Source organism: Acidobacteriota bacterium (assembly GCA_016716435.1).
Lineage (GTDB): Bacteria > Acidobacteriota > Blastocatellia > Pyrinomonadales > Pyrinomonadaceae > OLB17.
Genome location: JADJWI010000008.1, coordinates 826,375 through 845,491, shown reverse-complemented (window position 1 = coordinate 845,491; position 19,117 = coordinate 826,375). Strand labels below are relative to the sequence as shown.

Genomic DNA, 19,117 nt, shown 5'->3' with positions numbered 1-19,117 from the left:
CGCGATGTTCGAGCAGTTGCTCCAATGCGGATGAAGAAATCTCCTTTGCATTCGCTATTCCCGGATAGCGAATGGAGTCGCAATCAGAATCGATATCGCAGCCGCATAGAACGCGTACGTTCCCAGTTCTCAAACTCGAGAGTTACAAAGTTTCGCGATACAGAAACGATGGAGATGCGATTCAGTGCTTCCGGGCCGGTGAAGACAATGCTCGGGAACCGAACCGAACGCTTATGCAACGTTTTCATATTGAACAGCACCATTCGGCTCGTCGCCTTCGGCACACAGGCGGTGCTATAGATCAAAAGCGAGTTCTTTTCGTCGGCATCAACCCAACACACATCTTTTTCCTTCGAGAGAATGTCAGAGCCGTCCGCCTTTCGAATCAAACTAACAAAGTGCGGATTTCCGGAGCCGAACGAATTCACAAAAGCGAAATGTTTAGGAAAGTCCGCTCCAACATAGCCAAGGTTCTTGTGCGAAAGACCGCAGGACACAGACGAAAGTTCCAATATCTTTCTCTTACCCCTCCAGAGGCTCAGGTACTTCAGTTCGTTGTCCTTTGTGAACACGATCCGATATCCGCCGGATAGTCTGGTAGTGGAATCGTAGGGCGGCTCATCTGCACACGGGTTGCGTTGCTGTCCGGCGGTCACCACAGAAGCGGCGACGGCAAAGACGAAAAGAGCAAAAACTCGACGAACCGAATAGATCATCTACTCTCCCAATCGTCCGTGTGAAACGTGCCTTCGCGGTCGGTGCGTTGGTAGGTGTGGGCGCCGAAGTAGTCTCGCTGGGCCTGGATTAGGTTGGCCGGGAGGCGTTCGGTGGCAAAGGCCGTCAGGTAGTTCAGGGACGCGGCAAATGCCATCGTTGGAATGCCCGCGGCCGCCCCCGCGACGACGACCCGGCGAAGGTCTTCCCGGCCGGCGGAGAGTGCAGACTGAAACCGAGGCGACGCGATCAGGTTTTCGAGTCCGGGTTCCTCCGAAAAGGCAGCACGAATATCCTCAAGCATCGCTGCCCGGATGATGCACCCGCCTCGCCAGATCTTGGCGATCTCGACCATATCAAGCTCAAAGCCCATTTCATCCGACGCCGCCCGGAGCAGCGAGAAGCCCTGAGCATAGGCCGCGATAAATGCTGCGTTCAAGGCACTTTCTACATTACTAATTACTAATTGATAATTATTAATTATTGAAGACGGAAACTGGGTTGAAAGTGTCGTTCGAAATGCTTTTTGGGCGGAGATCTGCCGCATCGTCACGGCGGAGTCTATCGCTGGTATCGGGATGCCGAGGTCCATTGCGGCTTGCGAGGTCCATTTGCCGGTGCCCTTTTGGCCGGCGGTGTCGAGGATCATATCGACGAGCGAGTTGCCGGTTTCGGGGTCGGTCTTTCGCAGGACGGTCGCGGTTATTTCGATTAGAAACGAATTGAGACGGCCGCGGTTCCATTCGGCGAAGATATTGGCGACATCATCATTCGCAGCAAACTGGCCGCCCGCTGAGGTAGGCGGTTCTGACAAAACCTGGCCGCCCGCTGACGCAGGCGATTCGGCCCTGCGAAGAAGGTCGTAGCTCTCGGCGATGAGTTGCATCATCGCGTATTCGATACCGTTATGGACCATCTTGACGAAGTGGCCGGCTGAGCCGCGGCCAACATGGGCGGCGCAGGGTTCGCCGTTGACCTTTGCGGAAACGGCCTCGAAGATCGGGCTGACTTGGGGATAAACCGCCGGATCGCCGCCGATCATAATGCTCGGGCCGTGGCGGGCACCTTCCTCGCCGCCCGAAACGCCGACGCCGAGAAATGCGATGCCCGCTTCCTTAAGAAATGCCTCGCGTCGCGCGGTATCCGGAAAATGCGAATTGCCTCCATCGTTGACGATGTCGCCGGGCTCAAGATGCGGCAGCAGCTCATTGATGACCGATTCGACGATCGGCCCGGCGGGCACGAGCATCATTATCCGCCGGGGTGACTCAAGCGAAGCGACGAGCGTGACAACGTCCGCTGCCGCTTTCACCCGCAGGCCTGCTCCTTCCTGTTCGAGCAGATCGCGCTTTTCGGCATTGAGGTCGTAGCCGACGGCCGCGAAGCCATTCTCTGCCACATTTAGCAAAAAGTTGCGGCCCATCGTCCCGAGCCCGACCATTCCAAATTCTGCTTTCGCCATTTAATGTCCCTGGTGTTTCAGATATGCGGCCTTCAGGTTTTTCTCGATCTCCTGATGGAGCGGCGTCGTCCCGTGCGGATGCGTTTCGCCGAGCTTGATCACAGCATTTGCGCATTTGCTGCAGAGCAAATAGGCGATCAGCACGCCGTGCTCGCGAAAGATAAATGCGTTAAGCGAGAGTGCCTTCTTTTTCTTGAACTTGACGACGTTAAGCTCGCCGCCGCAGCCCGGGCAGCCATCGCCATCATGAAGCCAACGCGACTTGATCGCCGGGCCAAACTGCATCTGCGCCTGAAGAAATATGAGCTCCAAAAGCTCTTTCATCTCCTTTTCCGGTTTTTTCATAAAGTTCTAGTAATTTGGCCGCATCGACGACGAACTTGCCCGCTTTGGCCGGGAGCATTAAACTCGGTTTCACGAGATATGTTATCACTCAAAGACGCCATTCGCCCGACGACCTTCGTCGTATCCTCAAAGCTCCGCGATCACCTCGGATTAGATATCACGATCGCGACCGAAACATTCCAGCACACGGGAAGTTTCAAGTTCCGTGCCGGCTACAACCTCGCTTTGAACGTACCGAACGAAGAGATACTGACGGCTTCTTCCGGCAATTTCGGTCAGGCCCTTGCCTATGCCTGCAAGTTGCTCGACAAGCGGTGCACGGTTGTGATACCCGAGATCTCAGCTCAGGTAAAGATAGATGCGGTCCGTGGTTTTGGTGCGACGGTCGATCTGATAGATACGAAAAAGGTCGGCCGCAATGAGCGTGTAGCGGAGCTCGCAGCCCGGATGCCCGATGCCTATCACGCCTCGGCATACGACGATGAATGGGTGATCGCGGGCAATTCGACGCTCGGTGATGAGCTTTCGGGCAAGGGGTTTGACGTGGTCCTTGTCCCGGTCGGCGGCGGTGGATTGATCTCCGGCGTGGTCACCGGGCTTTGCCGCAACGGCGATCTGGCTGAGGTTTACGGCGCAGAACCTTTGCTTGGGAATGATGCTGCCCGTTCGTTCCGCGAAGGCCGTTTGATACCGAACGAAACCGAGCCGACGACCATCGCCGACGGAGCGAGGACGATCTCGCTCGGGAATCTGAACTGGCCGATCATACAAAATGGCGTGAAAGATTTTCTCGAGGTCTCGGACGAAAATATCGCAGAAGCAGTGCGTCTGTATTACGGCCTCGCGAATCTGAAATCCGAACCGACGGGAGCATTGACGCTCGGGTCTTTGCTCGAACAGCCTGAACGCTTTTCCGGAAAGAAGATCTGCTTGGTTGTCAGCGGCGGGAATGTCGATCCTGCAGTTTACTGCTCACTTCTCGGATAGCGGCTCGTTGATTTTTTGGTCTTGAGGTAAACGCCGGAGAACGTCACGTTCACCCCGCCGCATTTTTGATTATCAGAAACGATGAGGTAGCTACCGAGAAGTCGCATCGTCACTTTGCAGTCGTATTCATCGTCGCCGTCGGAGTATTTCAGGATTCCGTTCTTCGCTTCGGCACGGCCGTCGAGTTCGCCGATGTGGATGTTATCGCCGAGGCCTTTCCAGAAAGCATTGCCGGTCACACGCAGCCAGCCGGAACCTCGCTCGGGGACAAGCTTGATCGAGTTTTCTGCGTAATTCCATTCTCCGGACCATGCTGCAGGTGATGCATCGTAAAGGCTTTCCGGCATGTCCAGCGTATCGGCACGGAGCCAGCCGACGGTCCCGCCGTTCTTGCCGGGAAACCAACTGCAAGCGAAGCCATTGTAAATGCGATTGACGATCACCTCGTCGCCGGTGACGACGTAGGATCTCGCCTGGCAGTTCTTGCCCGCCGGGCAATCTTCGCGGTCGTCGTTGAAAAAATAAGACCGCGTTCCGCGTTTGCCTTTAACGGTTCCGGTCGAAAAGCTCTCCGATTCAGACGTAAAGAAGCCGCCGCGGCACCAGTTGGTCGGGTTCCCTTCCATCTGGCCGAAGGCGGCGGATGAGAACATAACCATCGCAATCAAGAAAAGTATTCGTCGGCTCATTTATTTCGCCTCTTCAACAAAGGTCACACGATTGATCTCGTAAAGCGTCGTCTGGCCGGCGAAGACCTTTTTTATCGCCGATTCGCGAAGGCTTGAAAGGCCTTCTTTTTCGGCCTGCCGGCGTATCTCGGAGCCCGGCCGCCGCTCGATGATCATTTCCCGGATGTTATCGGACATATCCAGGAGTTCGTGGATCGCCGTTCGGCCGCGGTAGCCCGTGTGGTTACAGGCGTCGCAGCCGACGTTACGAAGAAAGACCCGATCCTTGACCTCTTCAGGACGCATGCCCGATTCCCTCAGTTCCTCTTCGGTCGGGTCGTACTGCCGTTTGCATGTTTGGCAAAGCAGGCGGACGAGCCGCTGGGCAAGGACGCAGTTGAGCGACGAAACGAAGTTGTAGGGCTCGACGCCCATGTTCAAGAAGCGGCCGATGACGTCGATGACGTTGTTGGCGTGGACGGTTGTGAAAACAAGGTGGCCCGTAAGCGCTGATTGGATCGCGATCTGGGCGGTCTCCTCGTCACGAATTTCACCGACCATTATCTTGTCCGGATCGTGGCGGAGTATCGAGCGAAGCCCACGGGCAAAGGTCAGGCCCTTTTTCTCGTTTACAGGAATCTGCATGATGCCCTGGAGTTGATACTCGACCGGGTCTTCGATCGTAATGATCTTGTCCTCTTCGTTGCGGATCTCGTTGAGAGCGGCGTAAAGCGTTGTCGTCTTACCGGAACCGGTCGGGCCGGTTACGAGCACCATTCCGTATGGCTCTTTGATGTAAATACGGAAACGGCGAAGGTCCTCGGGGTCAAAGCCGACGACCTCCAGGCTGAGGTTCTTGAATTCCTCAGAGATCTGCTCTTTATCAAGGATACGAATAACGCAATTCTCGCCAAATGCTGCGGGCAGTATCGAGACGCGAAAATCTACCGTCCGGCCTTTGTAACGCACACGAAAACGGCCGTCTTGCGGAATGCGGCGTTCGGCGATGTCGAGTTCGGACATTACCTTGATGCGCGAGACGAGCGTTTGGTGATAGGCAATATCGATCGGATCGACCTTTGAATAGAGCGCTCCGTCAATGCGGAACTTGACGCTGACGTCGCGGTCGCCGGCCTCGATGTGAATGTCCGACGCCCGCGATTCCATAGCGTTATAAATAATTGTATCGACCAGCTTGATGATCGGCGACATATCCGCATCGGTCGCCAATCGGTCGAGGTCGAGGACCTCTTCGCCGTGTTCGGTTTCTTTTACGAGCGAGATCTTGAAGCCCGATGCCGCTTCCTGCAGAACACGCTGGGTCGCATCGCCCTTTTTGAGAACGACGTCGATGGCTCCCTGCGTCGCAATATATGGAACAATGCGGACGTTAAGAGCATTCTCCATCTCGTCCATCTTCTCGAGGTCGGTCGGGTCGGCCATCGCAGCGTGGAGGTCGCGGCCTTCGCGCTTGAGCGGGACGAAATGATTGCGGAGCATCATATCGACCGGGATCTTCGCCAGCTCGTCGTAATCGATCGGCGAGGGGGCGTCCGGCGGCAGCAGGTCGATATACGGCAAGCGGTAACGCTTGGCGATTTGCTTTGCTTGAAGCACCTCAGGCGGTTCGTTCTCGAGAAAATCTGAGAGCTCGATCTTCGGCGATGAGACGTTAGTTGTCGTAGGTGTTTCCACGTTCATTATATTTCTTGACTATCTTCGTCCTCCGCTCGGCCCGGCGGAGATCGTATCGATGATCGGAAGGTAGATGGCAAGCAGGATGACCACGACGACGCCGGCCATCACAAGCAGGATCGCGGGCTCCAGGAGTGTCGTAAGCTGCTCGAGCTTGACCTCGGACTCGGCATCATAAAACTTCGCGACCTCATCGAGCATTTCGCGAAGGCTGCCCGATCGTTCGCCGATGCCGATCATGTCAAGAGCGAGGTCGGGCAGCCAGTTTGCCTGTTCGAGCGCTTCGGTAAAGCCGCGTCCTTCGCGAATGAGCTGCAGTACCGATTCACTTCGCCGCCGGAGCTCGGTATTTGTAATTGCCTGAGAGGCGATCTCCCACGAGTCCGGGACAGTGATGCCGCCCGAAAGGAGCGTCGAGAGCGAACGGGTGAGCTGCGCCGTCGCCATTTGCTTGATCAGCGTGCCGGCAACCGGAAGCCTTAGCAGGAATTTATGAAGGACAAGCCGCCCGCTCGCAGTCCGAAGCCAGATCACGAGGGCGGTAATGAGAATGATGACGAGCGGCAGCAGCCACCAAATGTTTTGCGTTACGCCGGTCGAGACGGCGAGTACGAAATTCGTGATCGCCGGTAAGCCGCGATTGGCATCGAGCCCGCGAAAAAGGTCTGACATCCGCGGCACGATGTAAAGCGTAAGGAACGCGATCATGAACCCGGCCGCTACCAGTAGAAACGCCGGATAGGCGAGTGCTCCGCGAAGCTTTCGCGTTATCGAAACGCTGCGGCGAAGATATTCGACAAAGCGGGCCAGCACCTCGTCGAGCGATCCGCTCTGCTCGCCGGCAAGTATCGATGCTGTGTAAATGCGAGGAAATATCCCCTGATCTTCAAACGCTTTGGAGAGCGGAATGCCGTTCTTGATCTTTTCTTCAACGCTGCCGAGCACTTCGCGGAGTGCGGCCGAAGTTGAACGCGTCTTGAGAAGCGAGACGGCCTGCAGAACCGGAATGCCGGCTCGAAGAAGCGCCGAAAGCTGTTGATTGAAGAGGAGAAAATCGGACTGCTTGACCTTCGGCCTCGAGGACGAGCCGCCGAACGAAAGGATCGAGGCCATGCCGCCGTCGGCCGAGCTTACGTCAAAGACGCGATAGCCCTCGCGCTCAAGTTCGGTGCGGGCCTCGCCGGCGGCGTGGGCCTCAACTATTCGCGTAACGATCTCTCCGGATGGAGTGCCAAGCCGGCAAACGAATTCGGGCATAGAAAAAGAAGTACACGGACTTCGCAGTTAATCGGTCACCCCGAGGCTGCGAGCCCTCTCGGAATTCCTGAATTATAACACGCACAAGCGGCGAAAATGTTCCTGCGAAGCGGATGGTAATTTTCGTATCGCTTCCGAACAACCGTAGCGGAACTTCCTTCATCAAAGAAAAATCTTGCGATACGTGTACCTTTTTTCTAAGATGGTATTAAGCTAACAGGGGACGCTATGCGTGTTTTTTCCGATTTGTCGGTTGTCCGGGGCGGTATTCTTTACCGGTCATTGGCAGCTCTTGGCCTTTTGTTGATCTTTTCGGCGGCTCTGTTCGCCCAGGATCCTGAACCGGTGGCCACGCCGCCCCCCGACGACCCGACCCGCCCGGTGACAGTACGAACCGACCTCATTACGCTTACGCTGACGGTTACCGACCTTTACGGACGCTACGTTTCCGGGCTTTCGAAAAACTCATTCCGCGTGTTCGATAACAACGAGGAACAGACCATTACATTCTTCAGCGATAGCGATGCGCCGGTTTCGGTCGGCATCCTTTTTGACGTTTCTGGCTCGATGGGCGGCGAAAAGATCGGCAAGGCTCGAACCGCCCTCCGGCGTTTCGTCGAGGCGAGCCATCCGAACGACGAGTACTTCCTGATCGGATTTAACAGCCGTGCCCAACTTTTGTTAGACCGGACCCGTGACAGTGACGCCGTGCTTCAAAAGCTCACGCTCGTTAACCCGCGAGCAAATACCGCGCTCTACGATGCCGTCTATCTCGGGCTTGACCGCGTGACGCGGGGCACTCATCAGAAGAAGGCGCTGTTGATAATCAGCGACGGCCAGGACAATGCATCGCGATACAATTTCAACGAGGTCAAGCGGTTGATGAAGGAATCGGACGTTGTGACCTATGCCGTCGGCATTCAGGATCGCGGTGACGTTTCGTCGCAGCTCGGAATGCAGGGCCAGGCATTTCTCGATGAACTCGCGTCCGTAACAGGCGGACGGGCATTCTATCCGAATACTGCGGTCGAGATGGACGAGATCTTTGAACGTATCGCGCTCGAGCTTCGGCATCAGTATTCCGTAGGCTATACCCCACCAGATTTCAGCCCCGATGGAAAATGGCGTAAGGTTAGAGTTCGCGTCAAACCCCCTCGCGGATTGCCGCGTCTAACGGTTCGGAGCCGGGAGGGTTATTTCGCCACTCCACAGGTTACTTACCGATAGGGCGGGATCGATACGATGAATAAGTTCAAGCTTTTCAGCACTTTACTTGCGTCGATGTGTTTCATATCGGCGGGTGTTTATTTTGCCGATCGGGCAGCGGCTCAGGACACGAGCCGCGAGCGGACAGTAAATAGTGCCGCAACTCCAACGCCGACCCCCTCACCAACGATAGACGATGAAGAGCCGATCAAGATCGAGACCGAACTCGTCAATCTAAACGTCCGCGTTGTCGACAGAAACAACCGCCCGATCAGCAACCTCTCACAATCGGATTTCACGATCTTTGAGGATAACCAGCCGCAGCAGATCGAGTTTTTCTCGCGTTCGGAGGTCCCGACCAACTACTCGCTGGTGATCGACAACTCGAATTCGCTTCGTCAGCAGATCGAAAAGGTCATTGAAGCGGGCAAGATCTTGGTCAACGCAAACCGCCCAGAAGACGAGACGTCGATCATCCGCTTTGTCAGCTCGGCTAAGATCGAGGTCAAGCAGCCCTTTACAACCAATAAGACATACCTTGGCGAAACGCTCGACGATCTCTACACCGAGGGCGGGCAGACGGCGATCATCGATGCCGTTTATCTCGCCGCGGAGAATGTGAACGAACACGACAAAAGCCTCGGGCCGAACGAACGAAAGCGCCGGGCATTGATCGTGGTTTCGGACGGCGAGGATCGCGACAGTTATTTTAAGGAGGAGCAGCTTTTCGAATTGCTCAAAGAGCTTGACGTGCAGATCTACACCATCGGTTTTCTCGATGAGCTTCCGAAAGAAGGTGGATTTATTCGCCGCAGCCCGTATAACCGTGCGAAGAATCTTTTGACCAAACTCGCGACAGAGACCGGCGGCCGGGCATATTTTCCGGCGAGCGTTAACGAACTGAATGAGATCGCGGCATCCATTTCGAACGAGATGCGAATGCAGTATTCGATCGGCTATGCCCCGACCAACGAGACGACCGACGGCACCTTTCGCAATATTCGGGTTGTGATCAAAGACGGGCCGAATCGCGAACGGCGGATCGCGGTCACCCGCACCGGAAGGTACGCAACGCCAACAGGCAATGCCCCCACACTGCAAAGAAACTAGAACGAATGTTATTGATCTGAAATGCGGCCGCCGATCGAGCGGCCGTTTTCATTTGCGCTTTCTGAGGTAGAGAAGTATCAATACGCCGATGATGACAAACGCGGCAACGCCTAAAATGGCGGCGAAGAAGATGAGTATTGCGATCTCCATTTAAGGCCTACTTGAAATAGAGAGCCAGAAGGATCACCACGAAGCCGATTACGAAGAGCACTGCGGTCGCGATGACAAACTGCCATTGCGGGCCGCTCCGCGGAACGATCTCAACGGCCTGTGGTTTTGAGTGCCGGCGTTTTTCGCGCCGCTTCTTCGGAGTGGCTATGGGCCGTGATTCGATAGGAGCGCTGACGCTCCAGGGATCTTTCGTCTCGGCCTGCTTTTCCTCGATGACCTTCGCCTCAGTGTCGGCCTCGGCAACTGCTGCCTCGAGGAATTCTGTCTCGTCCGCTGCTGGCGTCGCGGTGCCGCAGTTATAGCAGAACATTGCGCCGTCGCGGATCTCGACAGAACATGAAGGGCAGACCGATTGTGTTGGACGGTTTTCCACCGTGCTAGTTTCCATCACGAATTCGAGACAATATCTCTTCTGAGACCGATCGCAGATCGCTGCCCATATGAGGAAGGATCTTAAGTCCGCCGGTCTCGCGAACCACTCGGTCGAGCATTTTTTCATTCACCCGCCGCTCGGCGAGCCCAATAGCAATGACCGTCACGTTAAGTTCTTGCAGGTCCTTGATCACTTGATCGGGTTTTGAGACGCTGCCGAGTTCGTCGCCATCAGTAAAAACGATAAGCGTCCGGCCGCCGGCGGGCGTGTGTCTTCGAAAATGATCTGCCGCGACCCGGAGTGCATCCCAAACCGCCGTTCGGCCCGGCCGCACAAAAATATTCTCGATCTCTCCCGCAAGCATTTCCCGGTCGTTCGTCAGGTCCTGCCTCAGATAAACGTTTTCGGGGTCGGTGTAGGTTATCAAAAACCCGGCCGAGCCTTCCGGCAAGCCCACAGCAACACCGGACGCGATGCGAATCGATCGATCGAGCATCCGCCGAAAGGTCCCTGAATTATCAATCAAAAAACCGATAGTTTTCGTCGCGGGTTCGCTCTCGGCCTCGGGCGCTTGGGCCAATGCTAACGAGCAGAGCGAAAGCATAGCGACCAAGGTAAATATTGCGATCCGCAGCATCAAAAATCTATACGCGGGCAAAGACGTCCTTTTCTCCCCCGAGGTCACGAGCCGCCGGGGTAATGATGGTCTTGCTGTTAATGAATATCTTCTCGCCCTTATCGACCGCCATCCGGACGTCCGCCTCGCTGACGAAGTCGACGGCGACCCGCGACTTAGTCTCGCCTTCCTGCGTCGGGCGGAGTTCGTGAATTATTGTCCGGACCGGACTTTCCGGGGCCGCTACCGGTTTTGGCGGTTCGGGCTTCGGCATTATCGGAGCCGGCGGCGGTTCAGGTTCTGCGGGAACACTCGCGAGCTTATCCTTTAGAAATGAATCGACCAATGTCGCTATCGCATCGCGGTTGACCGTTCGCGAAGGCGTTGGGGCGACTGCTCTTGCCGGAGCCGACGACGCGGCCGGCCGATTGACCGGTTTTGTTTCAAAGGCGACGCGTTTGATGTCGATCAAATGCACCGGCGACACGTTGTCCGAGGTGACGTTTCCGCCCCATGATCCGCAGCCGAGCGTCATCGACGGCGGCAGCCCGGTCGAGAGCCCGATCGCACCGTGCGTTGTCGGCGAATTGATAATGACACGCGAGGCCGGCATAAGCTCGCCAAAGCGGATCGCGGCCGCTCGGTCGCGCGAGTGCATTCCCGCCGTATGTCCCATTCCGCCGAACTGAAGTATCTCGCGACAACGAGCGGCGGCGGCCTCGGCACCGTCAACCACGAAGAATGCGAGCGTCGGCGAAAGCTTCTCGATCGACCACGGATGATCGCGGCCGACACCGTCACAATCGGCGAGCAGGCAGCGAACTCCCTGCGGAATTGAAATGCCCGCGAGCTCGGCAATATGTGCCGCCGACTTGCCGACAATCGCCGCATTCAGAGTGCGCTGTGGCGTAAGCAAAATCTTTCCGACCGCATCGGCGGAAGTTCGATCTAGGAAATGCCCGCCTTGAGCTGTGAATTCCGCACGAACCGTATCGGCAACCGACCGATCGACCACGACCGACTGCTCCGACGCACAAATGGTGCCGTTATCAAAGCAAGTTCCGGTCAGGATGTCTGCGACCGCCTTTTTGATATCTGCCGAAGAGTCTACGTAAACCGGCACGTTTCCGGGCCCGACACCAAATGCCGGTTTGCCCGACGAATATGCCGCACGGACAAGCCCGATGCCGCCGGTCGCAAGGATCACAGCCGTACGCTTGTGCTGCATCAGCGCCTCAGTTCCTTCGATGGTCGAGTTCTCAAGGCAGTGTATCGCCTCGGCAGGTAGGCCATTTGCGATAGCCGCCTCACGCATCACGCGGGTCGTTTCAGCAATACAGCGTGCGGCCGAAGGGTGCGGTGAAAGCACAACGGAATTGCGAGCCTTGATGGCGATGATTATCTTGAAGATCGCGGTCGAGGTCGGATTTGTGGACGGGATGATCGCAGCGACAACGCCGCGGGGCGATGCGATCTCAACAATGTCGCCATGGTCGGCAACAACGCCGACGGTCTTAAGCGTTTTGAAGTGGTTCCAAACGTCCTCGGCGGCGAAGCGGTTCTTTTCCCGCTTGTCCTCGGGCCGGCCAAAGCCCGTCTCTTCGTGCGCGAGTGTACCTAGCCGTCCCGCTTCACGAAGGGCGGCCGCGGACATCGCGTCGCAGATGGCGTCAACTTTAGCCTGGTCAAAAGCGGCTAGCTTCTGCCAGGCTATGTGAGCTGATTCGACCGCGTCGCGGGCCTCTTGTTGAGCTACAAGATCTTTATCGCCCATGGACAGCCGTTACCGGAGAGAGCCGGAGCTAGTAATTACTTGGACTTCAGCTTGCTGCTGTCGTTTTCCGAGCCGGAAGCGATCTGCTTTCCGCCGCCCTGCAGAGCCTTTTCATCCGGGCTGTAGCCGACCTTACCGCCATTCGGGATGACACGCTCGACCTCCTGATGAGGCCGCGGAATAACGTGGACGCTGATAAGCTCGCCGACGCGTCGTGCCGCTGCGGCACCGGCATCGGTCGCAGCTTTGACCGCACCGACGTCGCCGCGGACGAAGATCGTCACATAACCGGCGCCGATATACTCTTTGCCGACCAGTTGAACATTTGCGGCCTTGACCATGGCGTCCGCGGCTTCAACGCCGCCGACAAAACCTTTGGTCTCGACCATTCCTAGTGCCTCTAAACTCATCGATCTAGCTCCCTGTAGTGTTTGTGGCAGTGCGGCCGTCGCGGCCCGCATGCCGTTGATGATCAATGTGTAAACGTATCACGCGTAGCTCGGAATAATCAAGCAACCGAGCCGAAAGCTCAAATAGGCCTTCCGATTGACACAGCCTTGTTTTCAGGGCTATATTTCAAGTTTACGGAAATGTTGGTGGTGAATGGCTCTGGAACGGCTTACCGATCATAGAAATGTCTCAAACCCTTGGTGAAAAACTGCGAGAGGCTCGCGAGGAGCGAGGTTTATCGATCGGCGAGGTTGCTGAGCAAACGCGCATCTCCAGCCTCTATCTCGAATCGATAGAGCGCGACGACTACAAACCACTCCCCGGCGGCATTTTTAACAAAGGTTTCGTTAAATCCTACGCGAAATTCGTTGGGCTCGATGAAAACGAAGCGGTTCAGGAATACTCGAGGATCGTCACAAAGACCGAGGGGCTTGAAGATAAAGAACTTCGGGTTTACAGGTCCGAGGTTCTAACCGACGATAATGTTGCGAATTCGATGATCCCGACCCTGATCTTCGCGGGCATCATCCTCGCTTTGATAACCGGCGGAGTTCTCTTTCTCCTGAATTATCTACAGACTCAGCCTAGCGAGCCAGCGGCGAACACAAATGTGAACGCAAACCGGACCGGAACGGTCCCGACCCCGACACCGGCCCCGAGCTTTAATGAGATCCGCATCGAATTCACACCGACCGCTGAAGCGATCAGCCTGACTTCCGTGGTAGATGGAAAACAGATCTCGGAGGTTGTTCCTGCGGGTACGCCAAAGGTAATTACTGCGAGCGAATCCGTACGGCTCAGCTATTACCGCGGCTTTTTTGATAAGGTGGCGTTGAAACTCAACGGCAAAGCGATCGAGCCTCCTCCGGCTCCGGCTCGGGGAAGCTCGGTCACATTTACGATAGATAAGGCGAATGCCGAGGCGATCTACACGGCGGGAAGGTTTGTTCAACCCGGCGAGACGACTCCAAGTCCGACGGTAACTACGCCCGCACCGACGCCGACTGCCGTTCCGACCGCAACCGTGAGCACGAGTCCGGTAACAACACCGGGACTTAGCCCTGGGCCCGTTATCCGCGGAAACACCGCGACACCGGCCCGGACGGCGACGCCCGCCGTACGCACAACGCCGCTGGCCAGAACGACACCGGCCGCAACGCCGACGCCCTAAAGATGCGATACGTTCCTTACGAAAAGCACAACGATTCGCCAAAATACATGGATTGCGCCGCCCGCAGATACTTGCGGGCTTTTTTGTAAATAGAACAAGCTTTTATGAACATCGACGAAATTAAAGAAGGCCTTACATTCGACGACGTGATGCTCGTCCCCAATTATTCTGAGATACTGCCGGGCGAGGTCGATACCCGAACACGCTTCAGCCGCGGCATTGAGCTGAACATCCCGCTTTGCTCCTCGGCAATGGACACGGTGACCGAGGCCGGACTTGCCATCGCTCTTGCCCAGCAAGGCGGCATCGGCGTTATCCACAAAAATCTCTCCATCGCCGAACAGGCCGAAGAGGTCGACAAGGTCAAACGGAGCGAGTCCGGGATGATCGTTGACCCGGTCACCATCAACAAGAATGCGCTCGTTTCCGAGGCTCTTCACATAATGGAACGCTACAAGATCAGCGGCGTTCCGGTGATCGACGAGAACGGCTTTCTGGTCGGGATCATCACGAACCGGGACCTACGGTTTGAGACACGGTTCGACAGCCCGGTCTCGGACGTAATGACCCCGCAGCCTCTCGTCACTGTTCCGGTCGGCACAACGCTGGACGACGCCAAGGTCACACTTCAAAAGCACCGCATTGAAAAGCTGCTTGTCGTTGATGGCGACGGGCATCTCAAGGGACTGATCACGGTGAAAGACATTCAAAAGGCGATCCGCTTCCCTCATGCGGCAAAGGATGACTTCGGCCGGCTTCGCTGTGCGGCAGCCGTCGGCGCGACCGGCGACTTCCTTGAACGAGCGACGGCTCTGGTCAGCTCACGTGCTGACGCCATTGTTGTTGACACGGCCCACGGCCATAGCTCGCGTGTGCTCGAGGCCGTAAAGGCGATAAAGCAGAAGTTCCCCGAAATGCAGGTCATCGCCGGAAACGTAGCGACCGAGGAAGGCACCGCGGCGCTCATCTCAGCGGGCGTTGACGCCGTAAAGATCGGCATCGGGCCGGGTTCGATCTGCACGACGCGGGTTGTGACCGGTGCGGGAGTGCCGCAGATAACAGCCGTTACAAATGCAGTTAAGGCCGCGAAGGGCACGGGCGTCCCCATTATCGCCGATGGCGGCGTCAAGTTCTCGGGCGATGTGGTCAAGGCGATCGCCGCCGGTGCCGATACCGTAATGATCGGGTCGCTTTTCGCCGGTACCGAGGAAGCCCCGGGCGAAGTCATTCTTTTCCAAGGACGCAGCTTTAAGACCTATCGCGGGATGGGCTCGATCGGTGCAATGAAGCGGGTTCAAGCGACCGCTACGCACAGGAGATGACGACGGTCGATTCGAAGTTTGTGCCCGAGGGCATCGAGGGCCGCGTGGCTTACAAAGGCTCCGTCGCGGAGATGGTAACGCAGCTCATTGGCGGGCTTCGTGCCGGAATGGGTTACACCGGCTGCCGCGACATCGCGGACCTGCAAGCCAATGCCCGTTTCGTCCGGATGACGTCCGCCGGCCTCCGCGAATCTCACGTCCACGACGTAATAATCACCAAAGAAGCCCCGAACTATCGAATAGAGAGTTAAGTATTACAGGCCCATTTGCCAAATGATCCTCATGAAGCTAGGGCTGTTGAGTATTGCCCTTTGCTTCGCTTTGGGCGGCGAATAGGTTACTATGCTCGCAAAATCCTCTACACATCGACGATTATGAGTGAACCGAACATCTCGGAGATCACTACCATTCTGAAAGACTGGAATAACGGCGACGACGCGGCGGGCGAGCGGTTGATTCCCTATGTCTATGACGAGCTGAAGCGGCAGGCTCGGGCTTTGATGTCGCGCGAGCGGCCGAATCATACGCTCCAGCCGACCGCGCTTGTTCATGAGGCTTTCATGCGGCTTGCCAAGCAAACCGGCATCGAATGGCAAAACCGAGCCCATTTCTACGGCACTTCCGCCCGGCTGATGCGGCAAATACTCGTCGACCATGCTCGAAATCACGGCGCCGCAAAACGCGGCAATCACGCAATACATTTTTCCGCCGACGATGTCGATATCCCGGTCGAGCAGCGGGCCGATTCGATCTTGATCGTCGATGAAGTGCTCGACCGGCTTTTCGCGATCGACGAACAGCAGGCACGCGTTGTTGAGATGCGGTTCTTCGGCGGGATGAGCAATGCCGAGATCGCCGAAGCACTTGGCATTTCCGAACGGACCGTCGTGCGCGAATGGCAGTCGGCTCGACTCTGGTTGTTTCGCGAGTTAAATCGCTCTTAATTTTTGTTGGCACGAAATTCTCCGATCTCACGCATTTCAGTTGTTGAGAGAAACTCAATTCGACCGGCAAATTTATGCAGTCCGAAAATTGGAAGAAGATAAAGGATATTCTTGCGGATGCCCTGGATCTGCCCGAATCGGAACGGCGTTCGTTTATCGATGGCCTTGGCCTGTCGCCTGAAATGCGTGCGGAGGTCGATTCGCTCCTCGCATTCGAGACCGAGTCCGAGGATGTGCTGCGGCTCTCGGCTGTCGAGTTTTCGAAGGATTTCTTTGCCGACTCGGCCGATGAGAAGCTGGTCGGGCAGGAGATCGGCAACTATCGGATAACCCGAGAGATCGGTTACGGCGGTATGGGCGTCGTTTATCTTGCCGAACGCTCGGACGGCAAGTTCGATCAAAAGGTCGCGCTCAAGCTTCTCAAACGTGAACTCAACACCGCCGATCTCCGCCGCCGATTTGAACACGAACGCGAAATACTCGCATCGCTCGAACATCCAAATATCGCCCGTCTTCTTGACGCCGGCACGACCGACGATCAGGTTCCGTTTATCGCGATGGAATATGTCGACGGCCTGCCCATCGATGTCTATTGCGATAAGCACGGCCTTGGACTCGCGAAGCGTCTCGACCTTTTCCGAACGGTCTGTTCGACGGTCAATTTCGCACATCGAAATCTGGTCGTTCACCGCGACCTAAAGCCCTCGAACATTCTGGTCAATGGCGACGGCGTTCCGAAACTTCTTGATTTCGGGATCGCGAAAGTTCTCTCGGAGGAGTTGTCCGCATTCGGCGCATCGACGGTCACGAACTTGGGCGTGATGACCCCGAGCTATGCCTCGCCGGAACAACTCCGCAATGAAAGCGTAACCACCGCGACCGACATTTACTCGCTCGGCGTCATACTTTACGAACTCCTTACGGGCAGTCGGCCGTTCCGGGAGAAGGAGGCCGACCTTCAGGAAATCTACAAAGCAGTTCTTGAGGCAGAACCGCGGCCGCCGTCGGATCAGGTCGTGACGGCCGCAAAGATCTACCGATCACTTTCCGACGCGGGAACAGAAGTGCTCGCCGCCACGCCCGAAGCCAAGGAACAGCCGACATTGGCGGCCCGTCCGAACACAGATGCCGGAAGGCAGAAGATCACTCTGCCGGGCAAACCTAGCATAAATGCCACCAGCCTTCGCGGCGATCTGGACAATATTGTGCTCAAGGCACTTCGCAAAGAGCCCGAGCGACGGTACACCTCGGCCGAAAATCTTGCGGAAGACATTCACCGGCACCAACGCGGACTTCCCGTGACGGCCCGGCCGAACACATTTTCGTACCGCATCGAGAGATTTTACGCCCGCAACAAAGCCGGAGCGATCGGCGCGGGGCTAGTGATCCTCGCCATCGCGGCGGGCGTGATCGCGACCGTCTGGCAGGCGAGGGTGGCTCAAGCGGAACGTGCCAAGGCCGAGAAACGTTTCAATGATGTTCGCACCCTGGCGAATTCATACCTCTTCGACGTTTATCCGGAGATAGAGAACCTTGAGGGCTCGTTGAAGGCTCGCGAAAAGATCATCACGAACGCACTCCAATACCTAGACAGCCTTTCGAGCGAAGCAACCGACGATCTCTCACTTCAGAGCGAGCTTGCGACCGCTTACGAAAAGGTCGGGGATGTGCAGGGCGCTCTCAGCAACTCGAGCCTCGGCAACGTACAGGCCGGCCTCGACAGCTATGCAAAAGCGGCGAAGCTCCGTGAAGCGGTTTACGCCGCGAACCCAAGCGACCCCGAAGCGAAAGAAAAGCTCGCCAATAATTACTACACGACCGCACGAACGCTATGGAACAGTAGCCGGACGGCGGAGGCCGAACAGGCATTTGAGCGAGCCCTTGGCCTGCGTCGAGAGCTTGTACGCGACATGCCGGAATCGGCCGATCACCAGAATCGACTTGCGGTCTTGCTGATCGACTACGGGGCGATACCTGTTTTCAATTCGCAGACCGAGAAGGCCGTAGTGCTCTTCGACGAAGCATTCGCGATCATCGAAAAGCTGCGAGCAAGCGATCCGGAAAACGGCGACTTCAAAAAGGCGCAAACGCGTCTGCTCCGGATAATGAGCAAGGCAAAAGCCTCGCTCGGCGATTACGAAGCGGCCGTCCGTGGATTCGACCTGGCAATCGCGCTCAGCGACGAACTCGCACGCGAGTTCCCGAATGACTTTCGCGTTCAGCGAAGTGTCTGGCTGACCCATTTAATGAAGTGCGAGCTTTTCATCGACAAACAGGATGGCAAACAAGCGGTCGAGACATGTTCGCCGACGACCGCTTTTCCCGAAAACGCACTGGCAAAGGAGCCCGAAAATGGCGTTGTGGCCTATGACCTGGCGATATCGTATTTCAACGTCGCACGGGCGAATCGTATTGCTGGGAACTTTACTGCGACGGTCGAAAACACGGCAAAAGCCTCTGCCGTCATGGCACGATTGAGCGAAAAGAATCCGGACAACAACGAATACAAACGAAACCTTGCCATCTACGAAACGGAACGCGCACGAGCACTAGTAGCACTTCGAAAATATTCCGAGGCCTTGGCTCCGCTCGCGGGCGTGATCCGGATAATGGAACCGATCGCAGAGGCCGATAAGGGATCGCTGACCTATCAATACGACCTCTCGATCGCCCATCGGCTGCTCGCAAGAGCTCAGTTCGAGACCTCGCAGCGTGAGAAAGCTATCGATTCGATAGGAAAAGCTATTGAGATCGCCCAACAATTGAAAGATAAAGATGCGGTCCGGGAGTCGGACAAAAACCTGATGGATGAACTGCTCGCCGAGCGGGCCGAATACTCCGGCAAGTAGCGG

Annotated in this window: 15 protein-coding genes and 2 pseudogenes; 7 read left to right on the top strand and 10 right to left on the bottom strand. The window is 56.5% G+C overall.

Annotation, left to right across the window (positions count from 1 at the left end):
• Positions 1–83: 83 nt before the first annotated feature.
• From IPM21_15835 to IPM21_15825, 3 genes are read right to left on the bottom strand one after another with little or no spacing between them, the layout of a single operon-like run.
• On the bottom strand, positions 84–716 hold the full coding sequence (locus IPM21_15835; protein ID MBK9165343.1) for a hypothetical protein: 633 nt from the start codon (positions 714–716) through the stop codon (positions 84–86).
• Positions 713–2,176: an NADP-dependent decarboxylating phosphogluconate dehydrogenase gene (locus IPM21_15830; protein ID MBK9165342.1), complete on the bottom strand. Its 1,464-nt coding sequence runs from the start codon at positions 2,174–2,176 to the stop codon at positions 713–715. Before IPM21_15830 ends, IPM21_15835 begins: the two co-directional genes overlap by 4 nt.
• A complete protein-coding gene (locus IPM21_15825) occupies positions 2,177–2,521 on the bottom strand; it encodes a hypothetical protein (GenBank protein ID MBK9165341.1) in 345 nt (114 codons plus the stop codon).
• 78 nt (positions 2,522–2,599) lie between these two features.
• On the opposite strand from IPM21_15825, the gene IPM21_15820 reads away from it, so the two are divergent.
• The gene (locus IPM21_15820; protein ID MBK9165340.1) at positions 2,600–3,508 is read left to right on the top strand and encodes a pyridoxal-phosphate dependent enzyme; all 909 of its coding nucleotides are present in this window, start codon (positions 2,600–2,602) and stop codon (positions 3,506–3,508) included.
• Here IPM21_15820 and IPM21_15815 read toward each other — a convergent pair.
• Genes IPM21_15815 through IPM21_15805 form a run of 3 tightly spaced genes read right to left on the bottom strand, consistent with a single transcriptional unit; the run spans position 3,487 to position 7,128 of the window.
• Positions 3,487–4,197: a hypothetical protein gene (locus tag IPM21_15815; protein MBK9165339.1), complete on the bottom strand. Its 711-nt coding sequence runs from the start codon at positions 4,195–4,197 to the stop codon at positions 3,487–3,489. The two genes, IPM21_15820 and IPM21_15815, sit on opposite strands and share 22 nt — an antisense overlap.
• Positions 4,198–5,877 (bottom strand): type II/IV secretion system protein, encoded by a 1,680-nt coding sequence (locus IPM21_15810; protein ID MBK9165338.1) that lies wholly within the window; start codon positions 5,875–5,877, stop codon positions 4,198–4,200.
• Positions 5,878–5,889: 12 nt separating this feature from the next.
• Positions 5,890–7,128, bottom strand: a complete 1,239-nt coding sequence (locus tag IPM21_15805) for a type II secretion system F family protein (protein MBK9165337.1) — start codon at positions 7,126–7,128, stop codon at positions 5,890–5,892.
• A 228-nt stretch (positions 7,129–7,356) separates the two neighbouring features.
• Between IPM21_15805 and IPM21_15800 the strand changes: the two genes are divergently transcribed.
• Together IPM21_15800 and IPM21_15795 are read left to right on the top strand one after the other, a co-directional pair.
• A complete protein-coding gene (locus tag IPM21_15800; protein ID MBK9165336.1) occupies positions 7,357–8,355 on the top strand; it encodes a VWA domain-containing protein in 999 nt (332 codons plus the stop codon).
• A gap of 15 nt (positions 8,356–8,370) precedes the next feature.
• Positions 8,371–9,444, top strand: coding sequence for a VWA domain-containing protein (locus IPM21_15795; GenBank protein ID MBK9165335.1), 1,074 nt, complete (start codon positions 8,371–8,373; stop codon positions 9,442–9,444).
• 157 nt (positions 9,445–9,601) lie between these two features.
• On the opposite strand, the gene IPM21_15790 is transcribed toward IPM21_15795, so the two are convergent.
• The 4 genes and pseudogenes from IPM21_15790 to IPM21_15775 form a co-directional block, all read right to left on the bottom strand.
• On the bottom strand, positions 9,602–9,988 hold the full coding sequence (locus IPM21_15790; GenBank protein MBK9165334.1) for a zinc ribbon domain-containing protein: 387 nt from the start codon (positions 9,986–9,988) through the stop codon (positions 9,602–9,604).
• Between the two features lie 4 nt (positions 9,989–9,992).
• On the bottom strand, positions 9,993–10,646 hold the full coding sequence (locus IPM21_15785) for a VWA domain-containing protein (protein ID MBK9165333.1): 654 nt from the start codon (positions 10,644–10,646) through the stop codon (positions 9,993–9,995).
• A gap of 403 nt (positions 10,647–11,049) precedes the next feature.
• Positions 11,050–12,378, bottom strand: a pseudogene (locus IPM21_15780) (aldehyde dehydrogenase family protein).
• 35 nt (positions 12,379–12,413) lie between these two features.
• Entirely contained in the window at positions 12,414–12,788 is a 375-nt protein-coding gene (locus IPM21_15775; protein MBK9165332.1) for a BMC domain-containing protein, read from the bottom strand.
• Positions 12,789–13,012: 224 nt separating this feature from the next.
• Here IPM21_15775 and IPM21_15770 point away from each other — a divergent pair, with 224 nt between their 5' ends.
• The 4 genes and pseudogenes from IPM21_15770 to IPM21_15755 all read left to right on the top strand — a co-directional run bounded on the left by IPM21_15770 (position 13,013) and on the right by IPM21_15755 (position 19,114).
• On the top strand, positions 13,013–13,999 hold the full coding sequence (locus tag IPM21_15770) for a helix-turn-helix domain-containing protein (protein ID MBK9165331.1): 987 nt from the start codon (positions 13,013–13,015) through the stop codon (positions 13,997–13,999).
• Positions 14,000–14,103: 104 nt separating this feature from the next.
• Positions 14,104–15,572, top strand: a pseudogene (gene guaB / locus IPM21_15765) (IMP dehydrogenase).
• Between the two features lie 123 nt (positions 15,573–15,695).
• Complete coding sequence (locus tag IPM21_15760) at positions 15,696–16,265, top strand: sigma-70 family RNA polymerase sigma factor (GenBank protein MBK9165330.1); 570 nt, start codon at positions 15,696–15,698, stop codon at positions 16,263–16,265.
• A 74-nt stretch (positions 16,266–16,339) separates the two neighbouring features.
• Positions 16,340–19,114, top strand: a complete 2,775-nt coding sequence (locus IPM21_15755; protein MBK9165329.1) for a serine/threonine protein kinase — start codon at positions 16,340–16,342, stop codon at positions 19,112–19,114.
• The last annotated feature ends 3 nt before the right edge of the window (positions 19,115–19,117 follow it).

Bases quoted from the DNA above. Each gene is read 5' to 3' on its own strand.
- IPM21_15835 (MBK9165343.1), bottom strand. From the start codon at position 716: ATGATCTATTCGGTTCGTCGAGTTTTTGCTCTTTTCGTCTTTGCCGTC.
- IPM21_15830 (MBK9165342.1), bottom strand. From the start codon at position 2,176: ATGGCGAAAGCAGAATTTGGAATGGTCGGGCTCGGGACGATGGGCCGC.
- IPM21_15825 (MBK9165341.1), bottom strand. From the start codon at position 2,521: ATGAAAAAACCGGAAAAGGAGATGAAAGAGCTTTTGGAGCTCATATTT.
- IPM21_15820 (MBK9165340.1), top strand. From the start codon at position 2,600: ATGTTATCACTCAAAGACGCCATTCGCCCGACGACCTTCGTCGTATCC.
- IPM21_15815 (MBK9165339.1), bottom strand. From the start codon at position 4,197: ATGAGCCGACGAATACTTTTCTTGATTGCGATGGTTATGTTCTCATCC.
- IPM21_15810 (MBK9165338.1), bottom strand. From the start codon at position 5,877: ATGAACGTGGAAACACCTACGACAACTAACGTCTCATCGCCGAAGATC.
- IPM21_15805 (MBK9165337.1), bottom strand. From the start codon at position 7,128: ATGCCCGAATTCGTTTGCCGGCTTGGCACTCCATCCGGAGAGATCGTT.
- IPM21_15800 (MBK9165336.1), top strand. From the start codon at position 7,357: ATGCGTGTTTTTTCCGATTTGTCGGTTGTCCGGGGCGGTATTCTTTAC.
- IPM21_15795 (MBK9165335.1), top strand. From the start codon at position 8,371: ATGAATAAGTTCAAGCTTTTCAGCACTTTACTTGCGTCGATGTGTTTC.
- IPM21_15775 (MBK9165332.1), bottom strand. From the start codon at position 12,788: ATGAGTTTAGAGGCACTAGGAATGGTCGAGACCAAAGGTTTTGTCGGC.
- IPM21_15770 (MBK9165331.1), top strand. From the start codon at position 13,013: ATGTCTCAAACCCTTGGTGAAAAACTGCGAGAGGCTCGCGAGGAGCGA.
- IPM21_15760 (MBK9165330.1), top strand. From the start codon at position 15,696: ATGAGTGAACCGAACATCTCGGAGATCACTACCATTCTGAAAGACTGG.
- IPM21_15755 (MBK9165329.1), top strand. From the start codon at position 16,340: ATGCAGTCCGAAAATTGGAAGAAGATAAAGGATATTCTTGCGGATGCC.